22 protein-coding genes and 3 pseudogenes are annotated in these 24,723 nt (G+C 61.8%); 4 read left to right on the top strand and 21 right to left on the bottom strand.

Annotated elements, in window-relative coordinates; genetic code table 11:
- The first annotated feature begins 153 nt into the window (after positions 1 to 153).
- The gene (locus EDE09_RS12350; RefSeq protein WP_112802844.1) at positions 154 to 2,496 is read left to right on the top strand and encodes an ATP-binding protein; all 2,343 of its coding nucleotides are present in this window, start codon (positions 154 to 156) and stop codon (positions 2,494 to 2,496) included.
- A gap of 74 nt (positions 2,497 to 2,570) precedes the next feature.
- Here EDE09_RS12350 and EDE09_RS12345 read toward each other — a convergent pair whose 3' ends face one another.
- Positions 2,571 to 2,882, bottom strand: coding sequence for a hypothetical protein (locus tag EDE09_RS12345; RefSeq protein WP_132410689.1), 312 nt, complete (start codon positions 2,880 to 2,882; stop codon positions 2,571 to 2,573).
- Between the two features lie 121 nt (positions 2,883 to 3,003).
- Between EDE09_RS12345 and EDE09_RS12340 the strand changes: the two genes are divergently transcribed.
- Complete coding sequence (locus EDE09_RS12340) at positions 3,004 to 3,351, top strand: hypothetical protein (protein WP_132410687.1); 348 nt, start codon at positions 3,004 to 3,006, stop codon at positions 3,349 to 3,351.
- 77 nt (positions 3,352 to 3,428) lie between these two features.
- Here EDE09_RS12340 and EDE09_RS12335 read toward each other — a convergent pair whose 3' ends face one another.
- From EDE09_RS12335 to EDE09_RS12270, 14 genes are all read right to left on the bottom strand, one after another.
- A complete protein-coding gene (locus EDE09_RS12335) occupies positions 3,429 to 6,386 on the bottom strand; it encodes a bifunctional [glutamine synthetase] adenylyltransferase/[glutamine synthetase]-adenylyl-L-tyrosine phosphorylase (RefSeq protein ID WP_245505129.1) in 2,958 nt (985 codons plus the stop codon).
- Between the two features lie 37 nt (positions 6,387 to 6,423).
- A complete protein-coding gene (locus EDE09_RS12330; RefSeq protein WP_112802928.1) occupies positions 6,424 to 7,833 on the bottom strand; it encodes an ATP-binding protein in 1,410 nt (469 codons plus the stop codon).
- 9 nt (positions 7,834 to 7,842) lie between these two features.
- Positions 7,843 to 8,601 carry a response regulator transcription factor gene (locus EDE09_RS12325; protein WP_112802840.1) on the bottom strand — a complete coding sequence of 253 codons (759 nt, stop codon included), beginning with the start codon at positions 8,599 to 8,601 and terminating at the stop codon, positions 7,843 to 7,845.
- 72 nt (positions 8,602 to 8,673) lie between these two features.
- On the bottom strand, positions 8,674 to 10,257 hold the full coding sequence (locus EDE09_RS12320; RefSeq protein WP_132410683.1) for a Do family serine endopeptidase: 1,584 nt from the start codon (positions 10,255 to 10,257) through the stop codon (positions 8,674 to 8,676).
- Positions 10,258 to 10,398: 141 nt separating this feature from the next.
- On the bottom strand, positions 10,399 to 10,854 hold the full coding sequence (locus EDE09_RS12315; protein WP_132410681.1) for a cytochrome c-type biogenesis protein: 456 nt from the start codon (positions 10,852 to 10,854) through the stop codon (positions 10,399 to 10,401).
- Positions 10,851 to 12,839: a heme lyase CcmF/NrfE family subunit gene (locus EDE09_RS12310; RefSeq protein WP_112802836.1), complete on the bottom strand. Its 1,989-nt coding sequence runs from the start codon at positions 12,837 to 12,839 to the stop codon at positions 10,851 to 10,853. Before EDE09_RS12310 ends, EDE09_RS12315 begins: the two co-directional genes overlap by 4 nt.
- Positions 12,836 to 13,288, bottom strand: coding sequence for a cytochrome c maturation protein CcmE (gene ccmE / locus EDE09_RS12305; RefSeq protein ID WP_105371649.1), 453 nt, complete (start codon positions 13,286 to 13,288; stop codon positions 12,836 to 12,838). The genes EDE09_RS12310 and ccmE overlap by 4 nt, the downstream gene beginning before the upstream one ends.
- Positions 13,285 to 14,448, bottom strand: a complete 1,164-nt coding sequence (gene ccmI, locus EDE09_RS12300) for a c-type cytochrome biogenesis protein CcmI (protein ID WP_112802831.1) — start codon at positions 14,446 to 14,448, stop codon at positions 13,285 to 13,287. Before ccmI ends, ccmE begins: the two co-directional genes overlap by 4 nt.
- A 140-nt stretch (positions 14,449 to 14,588) precedes the next feature.
- On the bottom strand, positions 14,589 to 15,023 hold the full coding sequence (locus tag EDE09_RS12295; protein WP_112802829.1) for a hypothetical protein: 435 nt from the start codon (positions 15,021 to 15,023) through the stop codon (positions 14,589 to 14,591).
- Positions 15,024 to 15,281: 258 nt separating this feature from the next.
- Positions 15,282 to 16,706: a HAMP domain-containing sensor histidine kinase gene (locus EDE09_RS12290; protein ID WP_132410679.1), complete on the bottom strand. Its 1,425-nt coding sequence runs from the start codon at positions 16,704 to 16,706 to the stop codon at positions 15,282 to 15,284.
- A complete protein-coding gene (locus EDE09_RS12285) occupies positions 16,696 to 17,367 on the bottom strand; it encodes a response regulator transcription factor (RefSeq protein WP_105371841.1) in 672 nt (223 codons plus the stop codon). Before EDE09_RS12285 ends, EDE09_RS12290 begins: the two co-directional genes overlap by 11 nt.
- Before the next feature lie 60 nt (positions 17,368 to 17,427).
- Complete coding sequence (locus tag EDE09_RS12280; RefSeq protein ID WP_112802824.1) at positions 17,428 to 17,694, bottom strand: hypothetical protein; 267 nt, start codon at positions 17,692 to 17,694, stop codon at positions 17,428 to 17,430.
- Between the two features lie 118 nt (positions 17,695 to 17,812).
- The gene (locus tag EDE09_RS12275) at positions 17,813 to 18,025 is read right to left on the bottom strand and encodes a hypothetical protein (RefSeq protein WP_132410677.1); all 213 of its coding nucleotides are present in this window, start codon (positions 18,023 to 18,025) and stop codon (positions 17,813 to 17,815) included.
- A gap of 132 nt (positions 18,026 to 18,157) precedes the next feature.
- On the bottom strand, positions 18,158 to 19,093 hold the full coding sequence (locus EDE09_RS12270; protein WP_132410675.1) for an AraC family transcriptional regulator: 936 nt from the start codon (positions 19,091 to 19,093) through the stop codon (positions 18,158 to 18,160).
- Positions 19,094 to 19,185: 92 nt separating this feature from the next.
- Between EDE09_RS12270 and EDE09_RS12265 the strand changes: the two genes are divergently transcribed.
- Complete coding sequence (locus EDE09_RS12265) at positions 19,186 to 20,031, top strand: SDR family oxidoreductase (RefSeq protein WP_132410673.1); 846 nt, start codon at positions 19,186 to 19,188, stop codon at positions 20,029 to 20,031.
- Positions 20,032 to 20,184: 153 nt separating this feature from the next.
- Here EDE09_RS12265 and EDE09_RS12260 read toward each other — a convergent pair whose 3' ends face one another.
- From EDE09_RS12260 to EDE09_RS12245, 4 genes and pseudogenes are all read right to left on the bottom strand, one after another.
- Complete coding sequence (locus tag EDE09_RS12260) at positions 20,185 to 20,502, bottom strand: DUF6107 family protein (protein ID WP_132410671.1); 318 nt, start codon at positions 20,500 to 20,502, stop codon at positions 20,185 to 20,187.
- Between the two features lie 190 nt (positions 20,503 to 20,692).
- Positions 20,693 to 20,953: pseudogene (locus EDE09_RS12255) on the bottom strand (phage portal protein); the annotation flags it as partial.
- A gap of 54 nt (positions 20,954 to 21,007) precedes the next feature.
- The gene (locus EDE09_RS12250) at positions 21,008 to 21,316 is read right to left on the bottom strand and encodes a Dabb family protein (protein ID WP_105371656.1); all 309 of its coding nucleotides are present in this window, start codon (positions 21,314 to 21,316) and stop codon (positions 21,008 to 21,010) included.
- Positions 21,317 to 21,352: 36 nt separating this feature from the next.
- Positions 21,353 to 21,985: pseudogene (locus EDE09_RS12245) on the bottom strand (hypothetical protein).
- A 141-nt stretch (positions 21,986 to 22,126) separates the two neighbouring features.
- Between EDE09_RS12245 and EDE09_RS28155 the strand changes: the two are divergent.
- A complete protein-coding gene (locus tag EDE09_RS28155) occupies positions 22,127 to 22,270 on the top strand; it encodes a hypothetical protein (RefSeq protein ID WP_162712525.1) in 144 nt (47 codons plus the stop codon).
- Between the two features lie 12 nt (positions 22,271 to 22,282).
- Here the strand turns inward: EDE09_RS28155 and EDE09_RS12240 are convergent.
- Positions 22,283 to 22,801, bottom strand: a pseudogene (locus EDE09_RS12240) (DNA-packaging protein); the annotation flags it as partial.
- 282 nt (positions 22,802 to 23,083) lie between these two features.
- Positions 23,084 to 24,544, bottom strand: coding sequence for a protein adenylyltransferase SelO (locus tag EDE09_RS12235; RefSeq protein WP_132410669.1), 1,461 nt, complete (start codon positions 24,542 to 24,544; stop codon positions 23,084 to 23,086).
- Between the last annotated feature and the right edge of the window lie 179 nt (positions 24,545 to 24,723).

Below are 24,723 nucleotides of genomic sequence, written 5' to 3'. Positions count from 1 at the left end.
ATGCGCTGCCCGCAGACTCGGGCGAATCGCATTGAAATCAGAGTATTAAAAAAATCTTATCAACCCTCTGGACACGAAGAATCACTAATGATTCATTAAGTCAGATTCGGGCGAGCGGCGCGTCGAATCACCACGAGGGACTACATGAAAACGATGGCGGACGTGCAGCGGGCAACCGCGGCCGAGGGGCGGCTGCGTTTCAAATTTCCGAGCTTTTCGAGTTTGAAGCACGTCATCCCAGACGAGGCTCGGCTTTCGGTTCAGCCCATTTCGCGGCAGATGCCGCGGGTGGAGCTGGTTCTGAAGCGGTCGATCCCCCTCCTCATTATCGCCTTCCTCTCCGTTGTCGCGGCGTCTCGCATTCTCGGTATCATAGCCGAGCATGGACGAATGGAAGATGGCGCGCAGCAATCGACCGCGCTCATGGCTATGGCGGCGAAGGCGGCCTTGTCGTCCGAGCCCTTCGACTTTTCCGTCAACAACCGTCGGATGGCGGAAACGCGCGTTGGCGCCGTTCTGCCGTCGCCTCAGCTTCGGGCTGATGCCTTCATTCTGCTCGTCGATGATGCCGGATACATCTTCGGCGGGTCCGGACAGGTGGCTGCCTATGTCGGGCGGCGTCTCACATCCGTCCTGCCGGAAACCGCAGCTCTGCGCCGGCTTGGCGAAGACAATAGCGTCATCGAGACCTATTTCGGCGCTGTCCCGCACTATGCTGCGATCCAGCCTATCGGCAGCGAAGGCGCGCTGATCGTCGCGGCCCATTCGCTTGAAAGCATCAACCGCTTCTGGCGTCACGAAGTCTCGCTCAACGTGACGCTTTTCACCGGCATTTCCGCAATTCTGCTCATTATCCTCTACGCCTACTACATGCAGGTGAGACGGGCGCGCGAGGCGGACGACGTCTTTGTGGAATCGAACCTGCGTATCGAGACCGCATTGTCACGCGGACGCTGCGGCTTGTGGGATTTCGACGTCACCAACCGCCGCCTGTTCTGGTCGGGCTCCATGTACGAGATGCTCGGCCTGCCGCCCGCCGGCAACGTCATTTCCTTCGCCGACGCAGCACGGATGATGCATCCGAGCGACGGCAATATCTACGCGCTTGCCCGGGCGATCAGCCGCAGCAACGCCAAACAGGTCGACCAGGTCTTCCGCATGCGCCACGCCGCCGGCCACTATGTCTGGATGCGTGCCCGTGCCCAGGTGGTGAAGACCGCCGCCGGCCGCACTCACGTCATCGGCATCGCCATGGACGTCACCGAGCAGCACCGCCTCGCCCAACGTTATGCGGAAGCGGATCAGCGCCTGGCCGACGCGATCGAATGCACCTCGGAAGCCTTCGTGCTGTGGGACAAAAACGACCGGCTGGTCATGTGCAATACCCATTTCCAGCAGGCTTACGGATTGCCGGACAGCGTGCTGGTGCCCGGCACCGAACGTACCGCCGTCAACGCTGCGGCAGCGCGTCCTGTCATCGAACGCCGTGTCGCCGATCCGGACGGCAGCGGCATGTCCCGCACCACCGAAGTGCAGCTTGCCGACGAGCGCTGGCTGCAGATCAACGAGCGGCGCACCCGCGACGGCGGGCTTGTCTCCGTCGGCACCGACATTACGCTGCTGAAACGCCACCAGGAGCGGCTGCGCGACAGCGAACGCCGGCTGATGGCGACGATCGGCGATCTTTCCTCGTCGCAGAAGAAACTGGAGCGCCAGAAGGCCGAGCTTTCCACCGCCAATGCCAATTATCAGGCGGAAAAGGAACGCGCCGAAGCCGCCAACAAGGCGAAGTCCGAGTTCCTCGCCAATATGTCGCACGAGCTGCGGACGCCGTTGAACGCCATCCTGGGCTTCTCGGAAATCCTGATGAACGGCATGTTCGGCCCGCTGGGCTCGCCAAAATATATGGAATATTCCAAGGACATCCACGACAGCGGCAAACATCTCCTGAACGTCATCAGCGACATTCTCGACATGTCGAAGATCGAAGCCGGCCACATGCGCATCCAGTGCGAAGCCGTGGACCTGAAGCCGCTCATCGAGGAAAGCCTGCGCCTGACATCCGTCGCGGCCCAGGATAAGGCGATCACCATCCAGCGGCGCCTGTGCGACGATCTGAACATGGGCGGCGACCGCCGCGCGCTGAAACAGGTGATGCTGAACCTCCTGTCCAATGCCGTGAAATTCACCAATGAGGGCGGCAAGATCGAATTGCGGGCGCGCCGGCTGGAGAAGGGCGTTTTGCTCACCATCGCCGACACCGGCATCGGCATACCGAAGGAATCGCTCAACAAGATCGGTCAGCCATTCGAGCAGGTGCAGAGCCAATATGCAAAGAGCAAGGGCGGTTCCGGCCTTGGTCTTGCCATCTCCCGCTCGCTGATCACGCTGCACGGCGGCACCATGCGGATCCGCTCCAAGGTCGGTGAAGGCACCGTTGTTTCGCTGCACATTCCAGACCTGCCGTTTCCGGTCGCCATGAGACGGTCTGCCTGAAACCGACCCACTGGCCGAGGCGCGGGAGCGGCAGGGTCGATCCTGCCGCTCCCGCGTCCGCACCGTAGAAAGGGTCAAAGGTCGCTTGTGATATCGGAATTTGTCAGCCAGCCCAGAACAGGCTCGTCGGATTTGCCGTTCTTGGTGACAAAGACATCCTCGCATCCCTTCACCGCCAGCATCGCGGCGCGCGCATCGGCAAGCGTGGCGTCTTCCTTGACGAAAACGAAGCGCTTGGCGATCTCGCCGATGGTCTGGTCACCCGCCTGATGGCTGAGCAACTCGGTAAGGCCTGCTGCGGACGGGCTGCCTGCAGGTGCCTGCCCCGCTTCCGCGAGTCTGGACCGGTCGGCGATGAACCGGTTGAGCGTGCTTTCATGGATCACGTATTTGATCGTACCGCGCGGCGTAAAGATCAGAACCCGCGAGTAACCTTCGCCGACAAGCGCTGTCAGATCGCCGACCAGAATTGCCTTTTCGTCCTCTCCCTCCTTGAGCTGGAGGGCCTTGATCGAGGCCTCGGGGTTTCATCGCCTGTCGCACTGGCGTTTGAGCCGGGCGCTGCTCCGGCGTCAATCTGTCGACAATCCGATTGACCGCCTCATTGGCCTCCTTGAAATTCTCCCGGGTGAAATAGAATGTCAGGATAGTTCCCACCCAGGTGCCGAAAAGCGGCGCAAGCACATTGAAGACCTCTCGTCCGGGACCAGTCACCTGGGCAAGCGACCAAAAGGCAGTCAACAACAAGCCGAAGAAGGAGCATATAAAGACCAGTCCCGCGAGGTGGTTCTTGAAGTTCCTTTCCCACCATCCTTCGGCGACTGCAATTCCGCCCTCACCTGCATTCCCCATTGATCCCTCCACAAAACAACCATCGAGGGAATTATGCATCTTTAAATAGATCTTAAAAGGTGTAACAATTTATAAGGGAATTATCCTTTCGATACCACAACCTTCTGAAATATTGTGCGCACAGCCGTGGACAGACGCTTGACCTCGCCCTCAAGCGTTCCGATGTCCGGGCAGTCGCCGGCGCGGCAGATGCGTTCAACAAGGCCGGTCGGAGCATCGCCCGGATCGAAAGGTCCGTCGACGCAAAGCCGGATGATCTGGGACAGTTCCGTGAAGAGCCTGAGGCCCTCCAGGCAGGCGTCGAGGTCGCCGGGTGTCATCAACGTCTCGCCCACCGCCTTCAAGGCCTCTCCGGTGCTGAGCCCATAGGTATCAGCCGTGAGGCCCTTTGCCGGCGCGATCAGCCTGAGATATTGCGCAATGAATTCGATATCGATCAGTCCGCCGGGGATCAGCTTGAAATCCCAGATGTCGCGCGGCGGCTTTTCCTTTTCGATCAGTTCGCGCATTTCGGCCACGTCCGCCGCGACCTTTCCGACCTCCCTTTCCGCCGCCAGCACATCCCGTATAACGCCCCTCGCCTCGTTGACGAGACTGGCCTCGCCACAGATGAGCCGCGCCCGCGTCAGGGCCATATGCTCCCAGGTCCAGGCCTCCTCGCGTTGATATTTCCCAAAGGCGTTGATGCGGGTGGCGACCGGCCCCTTGTTGCCGGAAGGCCGCAGCCGAAGGTCAACTTCGAATATGACCCCTTCGGCCATGGGCGCAGAGAGAGCCGCGATCAGGCGCTGGGTCAAGCGCGTGAAATAGCGAGTGGAATCGAGCGGCTTCGCGCCTTCGCTTTCCATCGCCTCGCTGTCGTAGTCGTAGAGCAGAATGAGGTCGACGTCTGATCCGGCCGTCAGTTCGAAGCTGCCGAGCTTGCCCATGCCCATGACGGCCACCCTGCCGCCCGGATAGGTCCCATGCGCAGCTTCGATCTCCCGCACCACTGCGTTCAGAGCCGCTTCGATCAGGAGATCGGCGAGATGGGTAAAGCCGCGTGCAGCCTGCACGCCGGAAATTGCACCGGTCAGGAGCCGGATGCCGATAAGAAAACGCTGTTCGGCAGCAAAGATGCGCAGACGGTCGAGCTGCTCCTCGTAGTGTCTGGCTCCGCTGATAAAAGTCGTCAATCGCTGGGAAAGATAGTCCCGCGTCGGCAGTTCCGTCATCATGCCGGGATCCAACATGCCGTCGAAGACATGCGGCTTGGAGGCGATTATGTCGGCAAGCCGCGGCGCCGACGACATGATCGTGACGATAAGCGCAAGTAGCGGCGGATTGTTGCCGATCAGCGAGAAAAGCTGGATGCCGGCCGGCAGCCCCTTCAGGAAATGGTCGAAACGCAGAAGGGCTTCGTCTGCCCGCTGGCTTTCCCCGAAGGCCTTCAGGAGAGCCGGCATCAACTCGGTCAGCCGTTCGCGCGATTCGACGGATTGGGTTGCCCGGTAACGGCCATAGTGCCAGGTGCGAATGACGCGCGATATGTCGGCTGGCCGCTCGAAGCCCAGGGCCGCGAGCGTCTTCAGCGTTCCCGGATCGTCCTGCTGGCCGGTGAAGACGAGGTTGCCGTCGCCGCCGGAGAGCTTCGCCTCCTGTTCGAAAAGCCGCGCATAACGCTTCTCCACAGTCCGCAGCACCTCTTCCAGCCGGGCCGAAAAACTCGCGGCATCGGGAAAGCCCAGCATGAAGGCGATGCGTTTTAGCTCCGCATCCGTGCCGGGAAGGTCATGGGTCTGCTCGTCGTGCACCATCTGGATGCGGTGCTCGACATCCCGCAGGAACCAATAGCAGTCCGTCAATTCTGCCGCGATTTCGGGCGTGATCCATCTGGCATCCGCCAGCGCCTTGAGCGCCGCTTCGGTTTCGCGGGCGCGAAGCGGTGGCATCCGCCCGCCGGCGATTAGCTGCTGGGTCTGGGCAAAGAATTCGATCTCGCGGATACCGCCCCGGCCGAGCTTCACGTCGTGACCCTTCACGGTGATCGCCCCGTGTCCCTTGTGCACGTGGATCTGCCGCTTGATCGAATGGATATCGGCAATTGCCGCATAGTCCAGATATTTGCGGAAGACGAAAGGCGTCAGTAGCCGCATGAAGTTTTCGCCTGCAGCGATGTCGCCGGCAATCGGCCGGGCCTTGATGAAGGCGGCCCGCTCCCAGTTCTGCCCCCTGCCTTCGTAGTAGATCAGCGCCGCGTCGAGCGAGACGGCAAGCGGCGTCGAACCGGGATCGGGACGCAGGCGCAGGTCGGTGCGGAAAACATAACCGTCAGCCGTTCTCTCCTGCAGGATGCGGATCAGACGCCGCATCATCCGGCCGTAGGTTTCGGAAGCGTCGAGGGGGTCGGCGAGGATGCCGGCCTCCGGATCGAAAAAAACGACGATGTCGATATCGGAGGAATAATTGAGTTCGCGGCCGCCAAGCTTGCCCATACCGAGCACGATCAGACCGGAATCCTTGCTTGGACTATCCGGGTCGGGAGTTTTAAGCTTGCCGCTTTCCTGACCGGCGAGCAAAAGGTGGTCGATTGCGGCGGCCACGCAGGCATCAGCCATCGCACTCAACCATCGGGTTGTGTCGCTTGCAGAAAAGACGCGCGCGAGATCGGCAAGGGCGACCAGAAAGCTCAGGCCTCGCTTCGCGGTTCGCAGCGCGGTCATCACCTCGTTTTCGGAAGGCGTCTTGCCGTCTCTGGGCCGCCAGGCATTCCGCGCTGAATCGACCAGCCGGTCCAATGCCGGCTCCAGCGGCTCGGTGACCGCGGTGACAAGAAGCGCTGGGGAAACGGTCGCTATATCGCGCAGATAGGGCGACAGCGTGAAAGCCGCGATGATGAATTCCTTGAGCGCGCTATCCGCCTTCAGCAATTCCGCAAGGAGCGGCTCGGTCTTGGCGATATCCCTCAGCCCGGCGGCGACCGATTTTGATTCCGCCTGGTTCAGCGGCCGAATGATCTCCGCCTTGACCGAATCCAGCCGGCTCTGCTTTTCCGCCACGATATCCCTCCTCGAATCTCGCCTTGCCCTCTCCCAATTAGGGCTTCGGCGCGGGAAAGACCATGGTCGCGGTAAGGCCGGGCGCTTCCTTGTCGCTCTCGTCGGTGGCGGAAAGCTCGAGCGAGCCGCCATGCAACTCCATCACCGCCTCGACCAGCGACAGGCCAAGACCAGTGCCCGGTTTCGAACGGCTTTCGTCGAGGCGCACGAAGCGTTTCGTCACCTCCTGGCGCTTGTCGCGGGGAATACCCGGTCCGTGGTCGCATACGGAGAGGCGGAACGATCCGTTCTGCCCCGAAAGCCTGACGCAGATTTTCTTTTCGCCCTTGCCTTCGGCGGCATATTTGACCGCATTGTCGAGCAGATTGAAGATCGCCTGCCCGATCAGCTCGCGATTGCCCTGAACCACCAGTCCCGGCTGCAGTTCGGTCGTCAGGGAAAGGCCCGCTTCCTCCGCCACAGGCTCATAGAGCTCGGCGCTATCGCCGGAAATCGCCGAAAGATCGACTTCGGACATCTCCGCCGCGATCGAACCCGCCTCGACCCTCGAAATCATCAGCAGCGCATTGAATGTCCGGATGAGCTGATCGGATTCGGCAATGATTCCTTCCAGAGCCGTCCGCCGCACATCGTCTCGTCCTTCTGCCAGCGCATCGGCCGCCTTGTTGCGCAGTCTGGTCAGCGGCGTCTTCAGGTCGTGGGCGATGTTGTCAGAAACCTGGCGCAGCCCCTCGTTCAGCTTTTCGATGCGCCCGAGCATGGCATTCAGCGAATCCGACAGGCGATCGAATTCGTCGCCGGACCTGCCGACGGGCAGTCGTTGAGAGAGGTCGCCGGCCATGATCTTCTGGCTTGCCGCCGACATCCGGTCGATACGTTTCAGCGCGTTGCGGCCTATGCCGAACCAGATCACCAGCGCGCCGATGCCCATGATGGTCAGAGCCACCATCAGTGCCCGGCGCACGATGCCTCGGAAGCGTCCGGGATCGCCGAGGTCACGCCCGATCATAACCCTCAAGCCGTTATCCAGACGCAAGACATTGGCAACCGCCATGTGCCGGCCTGGGCGGCTGACTTCCGCATAGGGCTCGTAGCTGAAAGGAAATCCCGTCCAGCCCTGCTCGTCGAGGACACCCGGCTGCACCGAAGCGACATTGCCTGCGAGCATCTCGCCGTTCGGGCCGGCGATCACGTAAAGATTGGCTCCGGGCTGGCGGGCGCGACGCTCGATCATGCGCAGAAGAAGACTGATCCCTCCGCGTTCATAGGCGCGCTGAACATCCTGCACTTCTTCCTGCAGCGTCTGGCGCGTCTGCTGGGCAAGCAGGCGCTCGGACATGGCTGTCACGTAGAAGACCAGAAAAGCAGCACACAGTGCAAAGAGCAGGATATAGAGCGCCGACAGCCGCACGGCCGTCGAGCGGAACATCAGACGGGCACGTGCCAGCAATGAAGCCTACCCCTCGTCCTTGATCATATAGCCCGCACCGCGGATGGTCTTCAGAAGCGGCTTGTCGAAGTCCTTCTCGATCTTCGAGCGCAGCCGCGAGACATGCACGTCAATGACATTTGTCTGAGGGTCGAAGTGATAGTCCCAGACGTGTTCGAGCAGCATGGTCCGCGTCACCACCTGGCCGGCATTCTTCATCAGGTATTCGAGAAGTCGGAATTCGCGCGGCTGCAGCAGGATTTCCTTGCCCGCGCGCCTTACTTCGTGGGACAGCCGGTCGAGTTCCAGATCGCCGACGCGATAGACCATGTCCTGCTCCGGCGCCCCCTTGCGGCGGCCGAGCACCTCGACCCGGGCGAGCAATTCGGAAAAGGCGTAGGGCTTCGGCAGGTAATCGTCGCCGCCGGCGCGAAGCCCGGTCACGCGATCGTCCACCTGACCCAGCGCGGAAAGGATCAGCACCGGCGTATTAACGCCGCGCTTGCGCAGTTCGCTGATGACCGACAGCCCGTCCCGGCGTGGCAGCATCCGGTCGATGACCATCACGTCGTAGGAATTTTCGGAGCCCATGAAGAGGCCGCTTTCGCCATCGCTCGCGTGATCGACCACGATCCCGGCCTCGCGAAAAGCCTTGGTCATGTACGCGGCTGCCTCAAGATCGTCTTCGATCACCAGAATCTTCATGTGCGGCACAATAGCGTCCGCGTCCGTTTTTGCACCATGGGATTCGGCGCCCTGGCGGGAATAACGAATACTCGTTTCCATCTTTGATCCCTTTCAACGGAAGGGGCGCCGGCCGTTGCCGGCGGCGCCCCTTGCTTGGGTCTGGCGAATTGATCAGCCCTCGTTGATCGGCAGGGCGACGAAGCGGCTGTTGCCGCCCGATTCCACCTGGAACAGCGCACGGGTGCGGCCGTCCTTGCGGGCCTGGTCGATCACCTTGCCGATATCGGCTGCGTTTTCGACCTTGCGGTTGTTGACCGACACGATCTTTTCACCGGCCTTGAGGCCGCGGGCTGCAGCTTCCGAGTCCGGATCGACATCGGTCACCGAAAGGCCGGAGCCGTCTTCGGCGGGAGCGACGGTAATGCCGAGATCAGCGAGCGCCTTCTCACTGGACGGAGCCGGGGCGTCCGGCTGCTTCGGTTCCGCGGCGGCAGCCTCGTCGCTCTGGAGGTTGCCGAGCGTGACCGGGACGGTCTCCTTCTTGCCGTCACGCCACAGGTCGACATCGACCTTGGCATTCGGGCCGAAAGCGGCGACGCGCTTGGCGAGATCTCGGGCGTCCTTGATCGGCTGGCCGTTGACGGCGGTGATCACGTCGCCTTCCTTGATACCGGCCTTCTGGCCCGGCGAGCCTTCCTGCGGAGCGACGACGAGCGCACCCGAAGCCTCCTTGAGGCCGAGGGAATCGGCAATATCCTGATTGACCGGCTGGATCTGCACGCCGAGCCAGCCGCGCTCGACCTTGCCATCCTTGATGAGATCGTTGACGACATCCTTGGCAACCGAGGCCGGAATGGCGAAGGCGATGCCGACATTGCCACCAGACGGCGAAAAGATCGCGGTATTGATGCCGACGACTTCGCCGGAGAGGTTGAAGGTCGGGCCGCCCGAATTGCCGCGGTTCACCGCCGCGTCGACCTGGATGTAGTCGTCATAGGGACCGGAGCCGATATCGCGGCCACGGGCCGAAACGATACCGGCGGTCACGGTGCCGCCAAGCCCGAAAGGATTGCCGACAGCCACGACCCAGTCGCCGACACGGACCTTCGTATCATCGGCAAAGGTGACATAGGTGAATTTGCGGCTTGAGGCGTCGACCTTCAGCACGGCGAGATCGGTGCGGCTGTCCTTGCCGACAAGCTTGGCTTCCAGCTCGGTACCGTCGTTCATCACGACGGTGTAGGCCGAGCCGTCCGAAACGACGTGGTTGTTGGTCACCAGATATCCGTCTTCGGAAATGAAGAAACCGGATCCCTGTGCTGTCGGGCGGAGGGGGTGCGGGCGGTTGTCATGACGATCGCGATCACGCGGACCGCCGCGCTCGGCGCGATCCTGGTTGCGGTCGCCTGGGCCGCCAGGCATCTGGCCGCCGAACTCGCGGAAGAACCGCTTCAGGGGATGATCGTCGGGAAGCTGGTCGAAGCCGCGGCCGCCGAAATTGAAGGTGAAGTTGCTGTCGTCGTCATCCGAGGCGACTTGAGTGTTGGATTGAACACGAACGGAAACGACGGCGGGAGAAACGGCCGAAACGACATCGGCAAAGCTTGGAGCCTGCGGTGCGGTAACGGTCACCGGAGCAGCATAGGATTGGACGATCTGCGCCGGGATGCCGCTCGAAAGCATGACCGCCGCAAGACCTGCAACCGTCGTGGTCTGCAGGACGGTCTTCAAAGAGGGACGTTCAATATTGCGCATCTGTTGCTACCTTCTTCTCGTCAGTCATGTTGTTGGCCGGAGGTCCGGCGTGCGGTGGATGACGAGAGATATAGGCGCCCGGAAGTTAACTGCAGATGGCGACCGGATGAAATATTGGTAATGTTCGGGTGACGCGTCGCCCTATTTTTTAAGCAGCTCTTCTATGCGAGCCTGTTCTTCTGGCGTCAGCGCCGCGACCGTCCGCTGGTTCGGACGCGTGCGCACGAAAATGAAGATCGCAATCGCGCCGATAACGAGCAGCAGGATGGGTGCGGCCCAGAGGATCATCGTCTTGGCGCTGAACCGCGGCTTCAAGAGCACGAATTCGCCATACCGGGAAACCACATAGTCGATCACCTGGCTGTCGCTGTCGCCATTCACCAGCCGCTCGCGCACCAGCACGCGCAGGTCGCGCGCCAGTTCCGCACTGGAATCGTCGATCGACTGGTTCTGGCAGACCATGCAGCGCAACTGCGCCGAAAGATTTCGGGCGCGCTGTTCGAGGGCCGGATCGGAAAGCACTTCATCAGGGTTGACCGCAAGAGCGGGCAACGCGCTGAAAACCAGAAAAATCGCGATCAGCAGCCGGCGCATCATTCCGCCGCCTCCAGCGTCGCTTTCACCGTTTTCGCCTTGCGGCTCGGCGCTCCGACCCGCAGGCGCCGGTCCGAAAGGGACACGAACCCGCCCGCCATCATGATCAGCGCACCGCCCCAGATGCAGAGGATGAACGGTTTCCACCAGATGCGCACGACGATGCCGCCGCCCTCCATCGGATCGCCTAGCGAAACATAAAGCTGGCTCAGCCCGAAGGTGAGGATGCCCGCTTCCGTCGTCGGCATCCGCCTCGCGGTATAAAGCCGCTTCGACGACCAGACGTCGGCAATCGCCACCCCGCCGCGGCTCACTGTGAAGTGACCGCGTTCTTCCGTAAAGTTCGGCCCCACCGCCTCGCGCATGCCGTCGAATGTCAGCGAATAGCCGCCGGCATCGACCGTTGCGCGCGGCTTCATCTCGACCACCGTCTCGGTTCCGAACAGGGTGGCGGAGAAAATGCCGAGCACCGTCACGCCAAGGCCGAAATGGGCGATTGCCGTCCCGAATACCGATCGCGGCAACCCGGCCAGCCGGCGAAGCCCGACGGCCAAGCCAACCTTGGAGAAATTCCCGCGGTACCAGAGATCGGCGACGGCGCCGAACATACCCCAGAACCCGAGCGCAAGGCCGAAGATCGCCATCACCGGTCCACCGTTCTGGACATAGTAGAAGACGAGGCCGGCCACGAGGGCGAGCGCCGCGAAGAGATAAAGGCGCTGCAGGGTGCCCAGCAGATCGCCGCGTTTCCAGGCAAGCAACGGTCCGAAAGGTACCGCGACCAGAAGCGGCAGCATCAACAGGCCGAAGGTCATGTTGAAGAACGGCGCACCGACGGAAATCTTTTCGCCGGTCAGGGTTTCGAGGACGAGCGGATAGAGCGTTCCGATCAGGACCGTCGCGGTCGCGACCGTCAGGATCAGGTTGTTCAACACCAGCGCACCCTCGCGCGAGATCGGCGCGAACAGTCCGCCCGCCTTCAGCATCGGCGCGCGCCAGGCAAAGAGGATGAACGCGCCGCCGATAAAGATCGCGAGGATGCAGAGAATGAAGATGCCGCGGGTCGGATCCGTCGCGAATGCGTGCACCGAGGTCAATACGCCGGAGCGCACCAGGAAGGTGCCGAGCAGCGACAGCGAGAACGTCATGATCGCAAGCAGCACGGTCCAGATCTTCAGGGCTTCGCGCTTTTCCATCACCAGGGCCGAATGGAGAAGTGCGGTGCCGGCAAGCCAGGGCATGAAGGAAGCGTTCTCGACCGGATCCCAGAACCACCAGCCGCCCCAGCCGAGCTCGTAATAGGCCCAATAGGAGCCCATGGCGATACCCGCGGTGAGGAAGGTCCAGGCGCCGAGCGTCCAGGGCCGCACCCAGCGGGCCCAAGCGGCGTCGATCCGGCCCTCGATCAGAGCGGCGACCGCAAAGGAGAAGCAGACGGAGAACCCGACATAACCGAGATAAAGCAGCGGCGGATGAACCGCGAGCCCGAAATCCTGCAGCACCGGGTTAAGGTCCTGCCCCTCCGCCGGAGCCGGATCGAGCCGGAGGAAGGGGTTGGAGGTGAGCAGGATGAAGAGCAGGAAGGCTGCGGTGATCCAGGCCTGCACGGCCAGCACGTTCGCCTTGAGGCTATCGGGGAGGTTTCTGCCGAAGACCGCAACCAGAGCGCTGAAGAAGACCAGGATCAGCAGCCACAGCATCATGGAGCCTTCGTGATTGCCCCAGACACCGGAATATTTGTAGATCAGCGGCATCAGCGAATGGGAGTTCTCCCAGACGTTTCTGACGGAAAAGTCGGAAACCACATAGGCCCAGGTCAGCGCAGCAAACGAAAGTGCAACCAGCCAGAATGTCGCCAGCGTGCCGGTTGTCGCGAGCGCCATCATCGCCGCGTCGCCGCGCCGGGCGCCGATCACCGGCAGGATCGCGAGGATCAGCGCGGTGGCGAGCGCCAGAACGAGTGCGTAGTGACCGATTTCGACGATCATTGGCTCGCAGCCCCCTTGCCCTCGTTCCATACGCCGTCGGCCTTCAGCCGATCGGCGACTTCCTTCGGCATATAGTTTTCGTCGTGCTTGGCCAGCACGCTGTCGGCGACGAAATTATGGGCGGCATCGAACGTGCCTTCGGTCACCACGCCCTGCCCTTCACGGAAAAGGTCGGGCAGAATTCCGGTATAGCTGACCGGCACGTTGCCGGTGCCGTCGGTGACGGTGAAGCTTACCGTCGAGCCCTGGCCGCGCTTTACGGAACCTTCCGCCACCAGACCGCCCAAGCGGATCCGGGTGCCCGGCTTGACGTCGGTCTTTGCCAGGTCGGCCGGCATGAAGAAATAGGCGACCGACTGGCTGAAGGCGAACATGACCAGCAGCACGGCAACGATGATGAAGCTCATCCCGCCCGCGATCACCGCCAGCCGTTTCTGCTTGCGAGTCATTGCGTCACTCCCTTGGGCGCCGAACCCTCGACGGCAAGCCCTATCTCGTTTGCCAGCGCCACCAGTTCACCCGAGGACGGAAACTGCTTCAGGCCGCTCTTCAACGCTTCCTCGGCCTTTTCCTTTTCGCCCAGCACCGAATACGAGCGCACCAGCCTCACCCAGCCTTCGAGATTGTCCGGGTCCTCTTTCAGCCGGGCGGCGAGGCTGTCGACCATGCCGCGGATCATCGCCTCTCGGTCGTCCTGCGCCATCGCTCCGGCTGCCGCCATGTCTTCCTGCGTCGGGTTGGCGAGCGCCGGCGCCCCGCCGGTGGCGGCATCCGGATTTGTTGCGACGGTGCCGCCGTTCTTTGCGATGTGCTGGTTGACGAGCTGCATCCAGGGGGCCTCTGGGGGAGATTCCTTGGCGATCGCCTCGAAGACGGCCCTTGCCTCGACCATGCGGCCGGCCTGTTCGAAACCGAGCCCAACATAAAACCGGGAGCGCGGATTTTTGGGATCGAGCTTTACGGCTTCTTCGAATACCGAACGCGCATCCTCGGTCACGATGCCGTCATTGGTGGCGATGAGAGTCTCGCCAAGACCGGCGAGCCGCTCCGAGCTGGCACCGAGCAGACGGATTGCATTGCGATACGCCATCTCGGCATCGCCAAGCCGCATCGTGCGGAAATAGATCGGCGCCAGCAGGTCCCAACCGGCGCCGTCATTGGGGTTCTGCGCCAAGTGCCGCTCCGCCTTGGCGACGAGCAGGGCGATATTGTTTCCCGGATTGGCGAGCCGCGCTTCGAGCGGCTGGTCCGGCAGGTTCGGGTTGCCGAGAGCCAAATAAAGACAGAGCCCGACAATCGGGGGAATGACCGTCACGATGGCGGCGACCAGCGCATGGGATCTCTGCTTCGGGGCTTCAGAACTCGCTGCGCCATCCTCACTCGCCGCCGCAAGCAGCCGGCGACCGATCTCGGCGCGAGCATATTCAGCCTGCTGGGCATCGATGAGCCCCTGGGCACGATCGCGCTCCAGTTCCTTGAGCTGGTCGCGGTAGACTTCGACCTCACCGGCGTGACTTGCAGGCGCCGCCATGCCACGGCGGGAGAAGGGCATGATCAGCACGGCTGCAACCGCCGCCGTCAGAAGCGCTAGGATGATCCACAAGAACATAATGGCCCATTACTGCAACCACCGGCGCATTCCAACCGCGGAGCCGGCGTTGACGCAAATTTGAGGCGTTTCGCCGCAAGTTATAACGCCGATATGGCACCGGAAGTCGCCCGTGGCCATGACATAAGTCAAAGATGGGGTCAGGTCAGCGGCGTCCAGGTCCCGTCCGAGTTGCGGCAGGCAGCACCTCGTGCGGTCATTTCGCGCCCTCCGGCCGTCAGCGTGTGGCGATATTGCCGGCAGTTCTGTCTTCCTACCTGATAGGGTGCATTGGCTATTACCTGGCCGCTTGCATCATCGCCCTTCCAGGGGATGGTCTGGCCCCCTGCGGCAGCTTCAAGGGCGCGATATTCCGCCTCCAGGGCGCGGGAGCGGTCGCTTGAGGAAAGTTCAACGCCGGCGCGGCCGACAATCCCACCCTGCAACGCGGAGATATAGGATGCCGAAGCGGAAGGACGCGGCGAAAGAAGCCCGCGCGATCCTCCCTTGTCGGCACCGGACGACGTACTGCAGCCTGCTAGCAGACCGGTTACGACAGCCAGGGTTAGGATGTTTTGGAGACCTTGGGATCGCATGTCAGAACCGGCTCATAAGTCATCTTCATTCAGGAATCGATCCGGGAGTGCTCCCGTCCCGGCATGGCATCATTATGGCATTGCTGGGAAACTCGCAGATCCGCCGATCGTTCAATTTCCCATTTTAGCGGAGGGAGATAGCCACGTCCCAGTCCACGAAGATATAGCAGGCAATCTATCCGTCCATATTGCGGCGCACTGATTGCCGGAATGTTGCGCATCCGTCACACTGGCGCCCCCCACCGAGCCCATGATCTTTCAGCTCGCATCCTTCGTCACGCCCGGCAGAAGCAGCTGGGCTCTCAGGCCGCCACGCAGGCCTCGGGTCAACTCGAACCGACCCTGATACTCGCCGGCAATCTCCCGGACGATCGAAAGGCCAAGCCCGGCTCCCGGCTTGCTTTCATCGAGCCTCCTGCCGCGCTTCATGGCTTCGCGGATCTGGTCGGGTTCAAGTCCCGGTCCATCATCTTCGATTGCCATTTCAAGCCAGTAGCGGCGTGGCACCTCGGCTTCCCTGCCAGGCGGAGCGGCAGCCGTCGCTGCGGTGATCCAGACACCCGTCTTGCAGAAGCGTGCGGCGTTCTCAAGCAGGTTGCCGATCGTTTCCTCTACGTCTTGCTGCTCCATCGCAAGCGCCATCCCGGGCGGGAAGACGGACAGATGGAATTCTTTTTCGGGGTTCAATCGGCGAATCACCCGCACCAGCCGCTCCAGCACCGGCTCGACATCCGTACGGGCGAGCAGGGATTCGCGCTGGGCGGCGATGCGAGCTCGGTTCAGGTAGGACTGTACCTGCGCCTGCATCGCCTCGGCCTGCGAACGAACCAGGTCCGACTGCACCCTCTCAAGCATCCGGGATTCATTCAGGAGAACGGCGATCGGCGTTTTCAGCGAATGGGCGAGATTGCCGACCTGCATGCGCGCCCGCTCGACAATGCGGCGGTTGCTTTCGATCAGCGCGTTGATTTCGTTGGCGAGCGGCATGACCTCACGGGGGAATTCGCCATCCAGCCGCTCCGCCTCCCCTCGACGCACCATTTCAAGCGCGCGGCGGGCACCCACCAAGGGCTGCAGCCCGTAGAGAATGGCGAGGCCGTTGACGACGAGGCTTCCGACACCGAAGACGGCGAGCGCGATATAGAGGCTGCGGGAGAATGCGCGGATGTCATCTTCCACCACACCGAGATTGCCTGCCACCCGGAAGCGGGCGGCACGGCCTTCCCCATCGAGCACCACCTCAGTCTCCGAGATCAGCAGATGGTTTCCGAAGGCGTCGGTTGCCGGATAGAAGCGCTCGTAGCGATTGTTGAACGGCACTGCCAGAATCGAAGGCACGCTGATGTTGGAGGTGCCGAGCGAGGATGAGGAGAGCGGCCTGGCAGCAAATGTGCCGAGCGGTTCGATGATCCAGTACCATCCCGTCTCCGGCTGTGAAAAACGCAGGTCGCCAAGTTGCGGGCTGCCGGAAAGCTGGTTGTCGTCGCCGATCGTGATCGAGTTGATGACGTTATAAAGCTGCGCCCTCAGAAGGTCGGTGAAAGCGCGCTCCGCCGATTGCCGATAGAGCTGCGAGATGACGATCGAGATGACCACCAGCGCCAGGGCCGACCACAGCGTCGCCAGCAGCAGCACGCGGGCTGTCAGCGACCTGGGGCCGGTCGGAAGGATCCTAATGCGCATCTGTCGGCGCTTGCATCCTGTAGCCGAGGCCCCGGACCGTTTCAATGAGATCGACGCCAAGTTTCTTGCGGAGCCGGCCCACGAAAACTTCGATCGTATTGGAATCGCGGTCGAAATCCTGGTCATACATGTGTTCCACTAGCTCGGTGCGGGAAACGACCTGACCCATATGGTGCATCAGGTAGGAAAGCAGCCGGAATTCGTGCGAGGTCAATTTCAGCGCCACGCCGTCCACGCTCGCTTTCGAAGCCTTGGTATCGAGTCTCACAGGGCCGCAGACGATTTCCGAGGAGGAATGACCGGCCGCGCGCCGGATCAGGGCCCGTACGCGCGCCAGCACTTCCTCTGTATGGAAGGGCTTGGCCACATAGTCGTCGGCACCGGCATCGATACCCGCTACCTTGTCGCTCCAGCGGTCGCGGGCGGTGAGCATCAGAACCGGCATACCCTTGCCTTCGGCCCGCCATTTCTCGACCACGGTTATCCCGTCCATGACAGGCAGGCCGATATCGAGGATAACAGCGTCATAGGGTTCGGTTTCGCCGAGGTAATGTCCTTCCTCGCCATCGAAAGCCTGGTCGACCACATAACCCGCCTCCTTCAATGCATCGGACAACTGCCGATTGAGATTGACGTCGTCTTCGACCACCAGAATGCGCATGCACCGCCCCTCGAATAATATGCCGGCAGATATATCAGATAATAAGCCTGCCGGATCCGCCTACATTGGAACCCTTACGGTTACCTTGCGCGGCCTTTGGCTGCCGTTGCCCTGGACGAGCACGGTCACGATGCAGGTCTGGCCGTCCGAGGAAGGCTGGGCGGAAAGAAGCTGGCCGCCCGTCTCCCGCACGACGCGGGACGCAGCCGATCCGCAATCGCTCGCAACGAGCAGAAGATAATCGCGCGCAGAGGCGTTTTCCGGCTGAAGACCGGAAAAACCGGCGATGCCGGCGGCCAGTATTGCGATGATCGGCAGTCGCGCCATGATTTAACGTTTCCACTCGCAGACAAAACAGGATTCATGTCCAAAGCATGTGATGAATTATGTAGCCAAAGGCTGCTGAATGGCAAATGAATGGTCCGTAATGCTTCCCTTCAGGCGGCTATTTTCCCCTGATTCCAGTTGCGGCCCTGAGCCGCCCGCTGATTGCCAGAAGCCCGCCGGCAACACCCGCCAAGGTTACCGCAATGTTGGCAAGATCGGCCTGCATATCTGCGCTGAGCTCGATTCCCTTGATCTGCAGAAGCGATGAACCGACCGCTATCAAAGCACCCCAGACAGTCTTCGATTGATACCAGGCTTTCATATCATCCATGTTCTCGTCTCTGATTTTGATTGTTCAGGGTGAAGATGCCGAAGAAGGATCGGCAACCGGTATCGCTCCCACCGCAAGCTGGCCGCGAGAGGAGAAAAACGTCTCCGCGGCGTAGCTTGCCCGAGCAGGCTGCTAGTGGATACCGCCCGCGCCGAGCCGAAAGGCGGAAGCGTATTCGCTGGGCGGGCAGCCGATCCTTTGGCGGAAGGCGGTGCTGAACGCACTGGCTGACTTATAGCCAATATGCTCCGCGATTGTTTCGAGCGACTGGCCGCCGCGCAGCAGCGCATCTTTGGCAAGTGCCATTCGCCAATTCAGCAGATATTCCACGGGTCCGAGGCCGACCGTCTCTGAGAAGCGACGCGCGAAAACCGAGCGCGACATGCCCACCTGCCTAGCGAGTTCGCCGACCGTCCAGCCGCGGGCCACATCCGCATGGATGTGCGCAAGCGCCTGAGCGAGTTGCGGCTGCGCCAATCCAGCGAGCAGGCCCGCATGCGGCGACCAGAAGGCCTCCCGACGCAGGGTCTCGATCAGCATCACTTCGATCAGACGGCAGAGAATGGCGTCCCGCCCGGGCCGGATGTCCTCCGCTTCCTCCCGCAGGATCGAGGCGAGAGCGCGCAATCGCGCCCCTCCCTGCTCCGAAGCCGGTACGTGCACGACGCGTGGCAGCAGCCCGATCAGCAACTCGGCATTGGCTTTCTCGCATTGGACAAGACCACCCAGGATTCGTGTCGTCGGCCCACTTTCCAGATCGCCGACCCGCATCTCGCCATCAACGTAATGACGAGCCTTGAAGGCTTCATCAGACAGCGCCGTCTCCACGCCCGGGCTGCTCAGGAATCGGTCGTTTATCGGCCTGACCGAGAGGATGTAGTCGCCTTCGCGCAGCTCAATAAGCCCCGCCTCTTCTGCCTCGAAATAGCAGCCACCCTCCGTCACAAGATAGAATGTTGGGGCCGGCTGTTCGGGCACCTGGACACCCCAAGCTCCGCGGCCGGACATACTCCCTAACAGCACGGTGCTGGGCCGTAATAACCCTATAATATCGGTCAGAGCATCCATTTGGGACGATCCATAATGAAAAGAGGACTATCCGTTATAGAATGCTTCCCTGTACAAGGATAGGTCCAGCCCCATTAACAATGGAGCCTCACATGACCAAAACCGTTCTCATCACCGGCTGCTCCTCCGGCCTCGGCCGGATGACTGCCATTCATTTCGCTTCTCAAGGCTGGAACGTCATCGCCACCATGCGCAAGCCTGAACCGGAACTCGCGGAAAACCATCCCGGCCGCGTTCTCGTACACCCCCTCGACGTGTCCGATCGCCAAAGCGTCGACACCGCAATCGCGGCCGGCGTGGAGCATTTTGGTGGTCTCGACGCCATCGTGAATAACGCCGGGATCACCATGCTCTCCGTCTTCGAGGCGACTCCGGCAGAGGCTTTCCGACGCATATTCGAAACCAACGTCTTCGGAGTGGTGAATGTCATTCAGTCGGCCCTTCCGCATCTGCGCCAGCGCGCCAGAAGCACGATCGTCAATGTCAGTTCCGGTGTTGGCTTCGCTGCCGTGCCGCTGCTCTCGGCATATGTGGCCTCCAAGCACGCCATTGAGGGGCTCTCTGAGTCCCTCTCATACGAGCTGGAATCACAGAATATCGGAATAAAACTGGTTGAGCCGGGCGCCATGCGGAACACCAATTTCACCGCCACGGGCATGTCTGCTTCGGAGGCGGCCGTCGTGCCGGAGGGGTACAAAACCTATTTCGATCACGCCCTTCAGTCGATGATCAACTATCCTTTTGCCTCGACCGACGAAAAGTCGGTCGCCGAGGCGATCTATGCTGCTGCGAGCGATTCGTCCGGTCGCCTTCGTTACGTGGTCGGCCCCGATGTTGAGGAATATGCCCGCCTGCGCTGGTCCACTTCGGAGGATCACTATCTTGCCGAGATGAGCCGGCTGACGGGGCAGAGTGCTTGGCGCGAAATGGCGAAGTAACATCACGCCGACAGCCGCCGGACCGGCAGCCGTCGGCACTTCCCGGTTCAAACGACGAGTTCGACCGCCACCTCCGCCGGAATGCCGAGCGGCACCGCCCGGCCGATCTGCCGGCGATACGGCCCCCGTTCATATCAGGTGGCGGTATTTGCCCTACCTCTGGCGCTTCCCATATCTGCCGGCCACCCCAGCCAGAGCGCCAAGCACCCACCAAGCGCAAAGGCTTGCCGCTGCCGAGCCCGCCAGGATAACCTTGGAGCCCGACAGCTCCCCTTCGATACCGAGTTTCGTCGTCAGCCAAACGCCCATCGGCTCCCCAAAGATCAGACCGAAGCTCATTCCGGTCAAAAACCTGCTCGCAGCTTCGCGGCAGGTCCTCGGCAGGAGGTAGATCAACGAAATGCCGGCGCCCGCAGTGGACCCGAGAATCGTCGCGATGCCGACGCCGGGCTCGCTTCCGAGGTCAGTCATTTTTAATCTTTCTGTTTTAGGATGAACACATAAGAGCCGACAGGGCTCGATAGCCACTATCGGCTCTCTCGGCCTCCCTTCGGGGTGGCCGCTTCTGTTTTTGCCAATCGTCAGAAGAGCTTGGCGCCGCCGGCTCAAAGGTTGATTCCGCGACTTCAGAGGCGGTCGACGCTACAAAAAATCGACTCGTCCCCTCATAGGCGAGCCACGGCACGGCGGCGGCCGCTTCTGCAATCATTCGCATCGCCCGATAGGCGACGGGGTTCTTCATGAAGCCGGTCCGCGCCAGCGCCGCATAGGAGAGCCCTGACCAATGCGCCGCGCCTTCGCCCGCGACGATCGCAAAGCCAGCCGCCATCTTCGTCGCGCGTTCCAGTGCTTCAGTCCTTTCTGCAGGCACGGCTTTTCGCCCGCCCGTGGAGGCCCACGGCAGGTGGAATGGCGATTTCATGTTCAGAACCTCTAGGTTTTTGTGAAGTCCATCTTCAGACGAGGACCGCCGAACTCAGAGCGGGCGTTTCGCGGCTCTGTCGACGTCGTAGTCGGCCGCAAGCCGCATCTCCCGCACCGGCCGCACCCGGTCGATGGATTCCTGGTAGATCGGATGCGCCTTGTAGGCGGCAAGCGCCGCTTCGTCCTCGAATTCGCCGTAGACCACAAAGTCCACCTGGTTGCCGAGCTGATCGACCTTGTTGTTGATGCCGATCTCCAGGAGGCTCGCATGCGGTATCCGGGTCAGCAGCGACAGCCCCGAAAGAACAGTATCCCGGTCGTCCTCGCTGCGTGCGGTAAAAAAGACGATATGGCGGATCATGCGTCACTCCGGTTTTTAAAGGCGGGGCGTCGGCTATCATATCTCCGCCCGCTTCCCAAGTGTGCCGAGCGCCGCATGGAAGATCCTGCCATATCCGGCAACCAGTTCCGCCCGTCATTGCCATTGATGATCCGCCTTGCGCCGACCCACTCGGCTTTCTCCGCTGAAAAATAATGATCGAGCCTGCGGCCGGTAAAACCGCCGTGCCGCATTCCCTCGATCAGGATCGTCGCCGCGACATCCTTTTCCATCGCCCGGGACGGATCGGCGACGAGGTCGATCCCGGTCACCTTCGACATGGCCTCGTAGTCCCGCTTGTGGGCGAGCTGCACCAGCCCGCGCCACAGCCAAATCCTGCCGTCGGCGTCCGGACGCCAATAGGGCGTCTTCACCGAAGCCAGCCGGCCGGCGGAAAACGCCCTGTCCAACCGTCCGATCGCCGCCGCGTCGCTTGCCGCCCGCGTCTCGCGCACCGGCTGCATGGTGGCCGCCGTCTCGTGAAAGGCGGTCGCCAGCACATAGGCAAGTCCGTTGGGGCCGCCCTTGGGGCACACGCACCTGCCAAAGGTCGAGAATCGCGTCGAGCCCCTCAACCTGTGCTGCCCGGATTTTTCCCTTGATTAATCTTGTGCGGATGAAATCGAGGAAGGCAGCGCGGTTGCGCGGCATTTTGAGCTTACCTCTTTACCGTGTCCCGAAGTTTCAATCGGTTTAGAAAAACTAAATCGTTTTAAGCCTTTAGGCGCCGCTTTACTTTTCTCTAACGCTATGGAACCAACGAACATCTACGACGTTCACGTCGGCTTTCTGATGAACAAGGAGATCATGATGATGCCGCAGCCGGTACAGGCCGTCCCTTCGAAACAGATCCCACAGCATGTCGTCGAGCGCATGGAATCGGAGTGGAAGCAGATCCGCGAGAGCGCTCCAAAACCGGCCGATACCCGCCGCTAATCCCCTTTTCATTCACGCGGCCGCGCGTGAGATGCCTCGCACGCGCGGTTCGCCATGGCCCTCCAGCAGGAGTGCCGTCAACGCCCAGACCAGCGCGCCGAGCCGGTCGGGCGCCCGCCCCGAAGACAGCCCGTCTGGCCCGAAGTCGCACATCTGATCCTCGAGTTCCGCAAATCGTCCCGCATGGGCCACACGACCCTGCTCGTAGAGCGCCGCCACCGGTTCGGCGCGCAAGTATTTTCCCCGCGTCGCCCTGACAATCGTTACCGGCAAGGCTGCGTCGACACTTCTCAACGTCGCCGTCACCATATCGCCGCCCTGGTTCACTTCCGCCACCACCCGGTCGGCCTGGAAGCGCGAATAGGCCTTGGCAACGGCATGAGCCCGACCCGCCGAGCTTTTTCCCTCGACCGAACAATCGGCGAGCACCACCGCCCGGCCGCTTGCCTCAAGCCCGGCCACAACGATGCCGCAGCATGATCCCTCGCCCGAACCGGCCAGAGGATCGACCGCCACGACAATGCGCTGCAGCACTCCGCCCGATCAAAGTCTCGAAATCATCCATGGCCGATAAATCCGATGCAATTTCTGGGCGCGCAACGGCATCCGCCGCGCTCCTGTCGAACGCGCCGGTTCCCGATGCCAATCTCCCGAAATGAAAAGACCCGGTGTTCAGACCGGGCCGATGACTGAAGCCTCGCACCGGACATCCGCTAAGGCTCCCCACCGGCGCAATTCTTCGACTATGCCAAAAACCTATCAAACCACCGTCACGCCGTCAAGGATTATTTTCCTATCTTGGTGAATTTTTCCTCACGTCCCGCAGAACGTCTGCGTCACCCGCTCCTCCGGCTTCGGCGGCGTCGTCAGGTCGGCGAATTCCGGCCGTTCCTCGAAGGGGTGTTCGATCGCCGCAAGCAGCCGCTCGAAATAGCTGAAGTCGCCGTAATTGGCAGCCGAAAGCGCCTCCTCGACGCGGTGGTTGCGGGGAATGAGGGCGGGATTGGCCGCGCGCAGCGCCGAAGCTCGTTCGCTGCCCTCTTGCATCTCGCCGGAGAGACGCTCGCGCCAGGCCGAAAGCCAGTCGCTGGCTTTGGGAATAGCGGCAAAGCAGGCAAGGAACGCTTCATCCTCGCCCTCCGCCGCACCGGCGAGCCGCCGGAAGGCAAGGGTGAAATCCGCCTCCCCTTCCTGCATGGCGGAAAGCAGCGCCTGGATCAGTTCGCCGTCGCCTTCGGCCTCGGAGAAAAGCCCGATCTTCCTGCGGAAAACCGCCAGCCATTCTGTCTGAAACCGCTCGCCGAATTCTTTCAGCACGCCGTTTGCAGCCTCCACCGCCTTTTCCTCGTCGGCGTTGAGCAGCGGCAGCAGGCATTCCGCCAGCCGGGCGATGTTCCACTGGCCGATCCCAGGCTGGTTGCGATAGGCATAACGGCCCATCTGATCGATCGAGGAAAACACCTTCATAGGATTATATTCGTCGAGAAAGGCGCAGGGGCCGAAATCGATCGTCTCGCCTGATATCGTCATGTTGTCGGTGTTCATCACCCCGTGGATGAAGCCGGCGCCCATCCAGCGGGCGATTAGCGCCGCCTGCCGCATGGCCACCTCCCCGAGCAGCGCCAGATGGGGATTTTCGCGCCCTTGAAGCTCGGGGTAGTGGCGCTCGATCACGTAGTCGGCGAGTAGCTTGACGCCGTCATTGTCGCCCCGGGCAGCAAAGAACTGGAAGGTGCCGATCCGCACATGGCTTGCCGCCACCCGCACGAAGACGGCCCCCTGCTCGACCCGTTCGCGATAGACCGGCTCGCCGGTCGCGACTGCCGCAAGGGCCCGGGTCGCCGGAATGCCGAGCGCCGCAAACGCCTCGGAGAGGATATATTCGCGAAGCACGGGTCCAAGTGCAGCACGCCCGTCGCCGCGGCGGGAAAAGGGTGTCGGCCCGGCTCCCTTCAACTGAATGTCGCGGCGCACTCCCCTGCGGTCCACCACCTCGCCGAGCAGGATTGCCCGCCCGTCGCCGAGCTGCGGCACGAAATTGCCGAACTGGTGGCCCGCATAGGCCATGGCGATCGGCGCGGCACCCGGCGGTACGACATTGCCGGCAAGGATCGCCGCAAGCCTGGCGGGATCGGAAAAATCCGCCTCGATGCCAAGTTCCTCCGCCAGCTCCTGGTTGAACTTCAACAAGACCGGACCGTCCACCGGTTCCGGGTAGACGGACGCGAAAAACCTGTCCGGCAGGCGGGCATAGGAATTGTCGAACTGGAACACCAAAAATGTGCCTCCTCAGGGCCGCCGCGGCCCCGTTTACTCAATATGGGTAACCTCCCCTGCCGAACAAGGAAATGACACTTTTGTTGCGCGTTGGTGGTAGATCGAGCGGGACTGTCCAGCGCGAACAGGCGTCAAGTAAAACCTCCGGCGGACGACCACCTCACCATTTGGATTAG

The sequence above is a fragment of the Neorhizobium sp. S3-V5DH genome, from assembly GCF_004343065.1.
GTDB classification, from domain to species: Bacteria; Pseudomonadota; Alphaproteobacteria; order Rhizobiales; family Rhizobiaceae; genus Neorhizobium; species Neorhizobium huautlense.
This window is presented reverse-complemented; position numbering and strand designations above follow the sequence as displayed.

Coding starts and splice junctions, on each gene's coding strand:
- EDE09_RS12325 (WP_112802840.1), bottom strand. CDS start 8,601: ATGGAAACGAGTATTCGTTATTCCCGCCAGGGCGCCGAATCCCATGGT.
- EDE09_RS12295 (WP_112802829.1), bottom strand. CDS start 15,023: ATGCGATCCCAAGGTCTCCAAAACATCCTAACCCTGGCTGTCGTAACC.
- ccmE (WP_105371649.1), bottom strand. CDS start 13,288: ATGACTCGCAAGCAGAAACGGCTGGCGGTGATCGCGGGCGGGATGAGC.
- EDE09_RS12350 (WP_112802844.1), top strand. CDS start 154: ATGGCGGACGTGCAGCGGGCAACCGCGGCCGAGGGGCGGCTGCGTTTC.
- EDE09_RS12320 (WP_132410683.1), bottom strand. CDS start 10,257: ATGCGCAATATTGAACGTCCCTCTTTGAAGACCGTCCTGCAGACCACG.
- EDE09_RS12275 (WP_132410677.1), bottom strand. CDS start 18,025: ATGGATGATATGAAAGCCTGGTATCAATCGAAGACTGTCTGGGGTGCT.
- ccmI (WP_112802831.1), bottom strand. CDS start 14,448: ATGTTCTTGTGGATCATCCTAGCGCTTCTGACGGCGGCGGTTGCAGCC.
- EDE09_RS12290 (WP_132410679.1), bottom strand. CDS start 16,706: ATGCGCATTAGGATCCTTCCGACCGGCCCCAGGTCGCTGACAGCCCGC.
- EDE09_RS12280 (WP_112802824.1), bottom strand. CDS start 17,694: ATGGCGCGACTGCCGATCATCGCAATACTGGCCGCCGGCATCGCCGGT.
- EDE09_RS12250 (WP_105371656.1), bottom strand. CDS start 21,316: ATGATCCGCCATATCGTCTTTTTTACCGCACGCAGCGAGGACGACCGG.
- EDE09_RS12310 (WP_112802836.1), bottom strand. CDS start 12,839: ATGATCGTCGAAATCGGTCACTACGCACTCGTTCTGGCGCTCGCCACC.
- EDE09_RS12260 (WP_132410671.1), bottom strand. CDS start 20,502: ATGACTGACCTCGGAAGCGAGCCCGGCGTCGGCATCGCGACGATTCTC.
- EDE09_RS12285 (WP_105371841.1), bottom strand. CDS start 17,367: ATGCGCATTCTGGTGGTCGAAGACGACGTCAATCTCAATCGGCAGTTG.
- EDE09_RS12315 (WP_132410681.1), bottom strand. CDS start 10,854: ATGATGCGCCGGCTGCTGATCGCGATTTTTCTGGTTTTCAGCGCGTTG.
- EDE09_RS12270 (WP_132410675.1), bottom strand. CDS start 19,093: ATGGATGCTCTGACCGATATTATAGGGTTATTACGGCCCAGCACCGTG.
- EDE09_RS12265 (WP_132410673.1), top strand. CDS start 19,186: ATGACCAAAACCGTTCTCATCACCGGCTGCTCCTCCGGCCTCGGCCGG.
- EDE09_RS28155 (WP_162712525.1), top strand. CDS start 22,127: ATGAACAAGGAGATCATGATGATGCCGCAGCCGGTACAGGCCGTCCCT.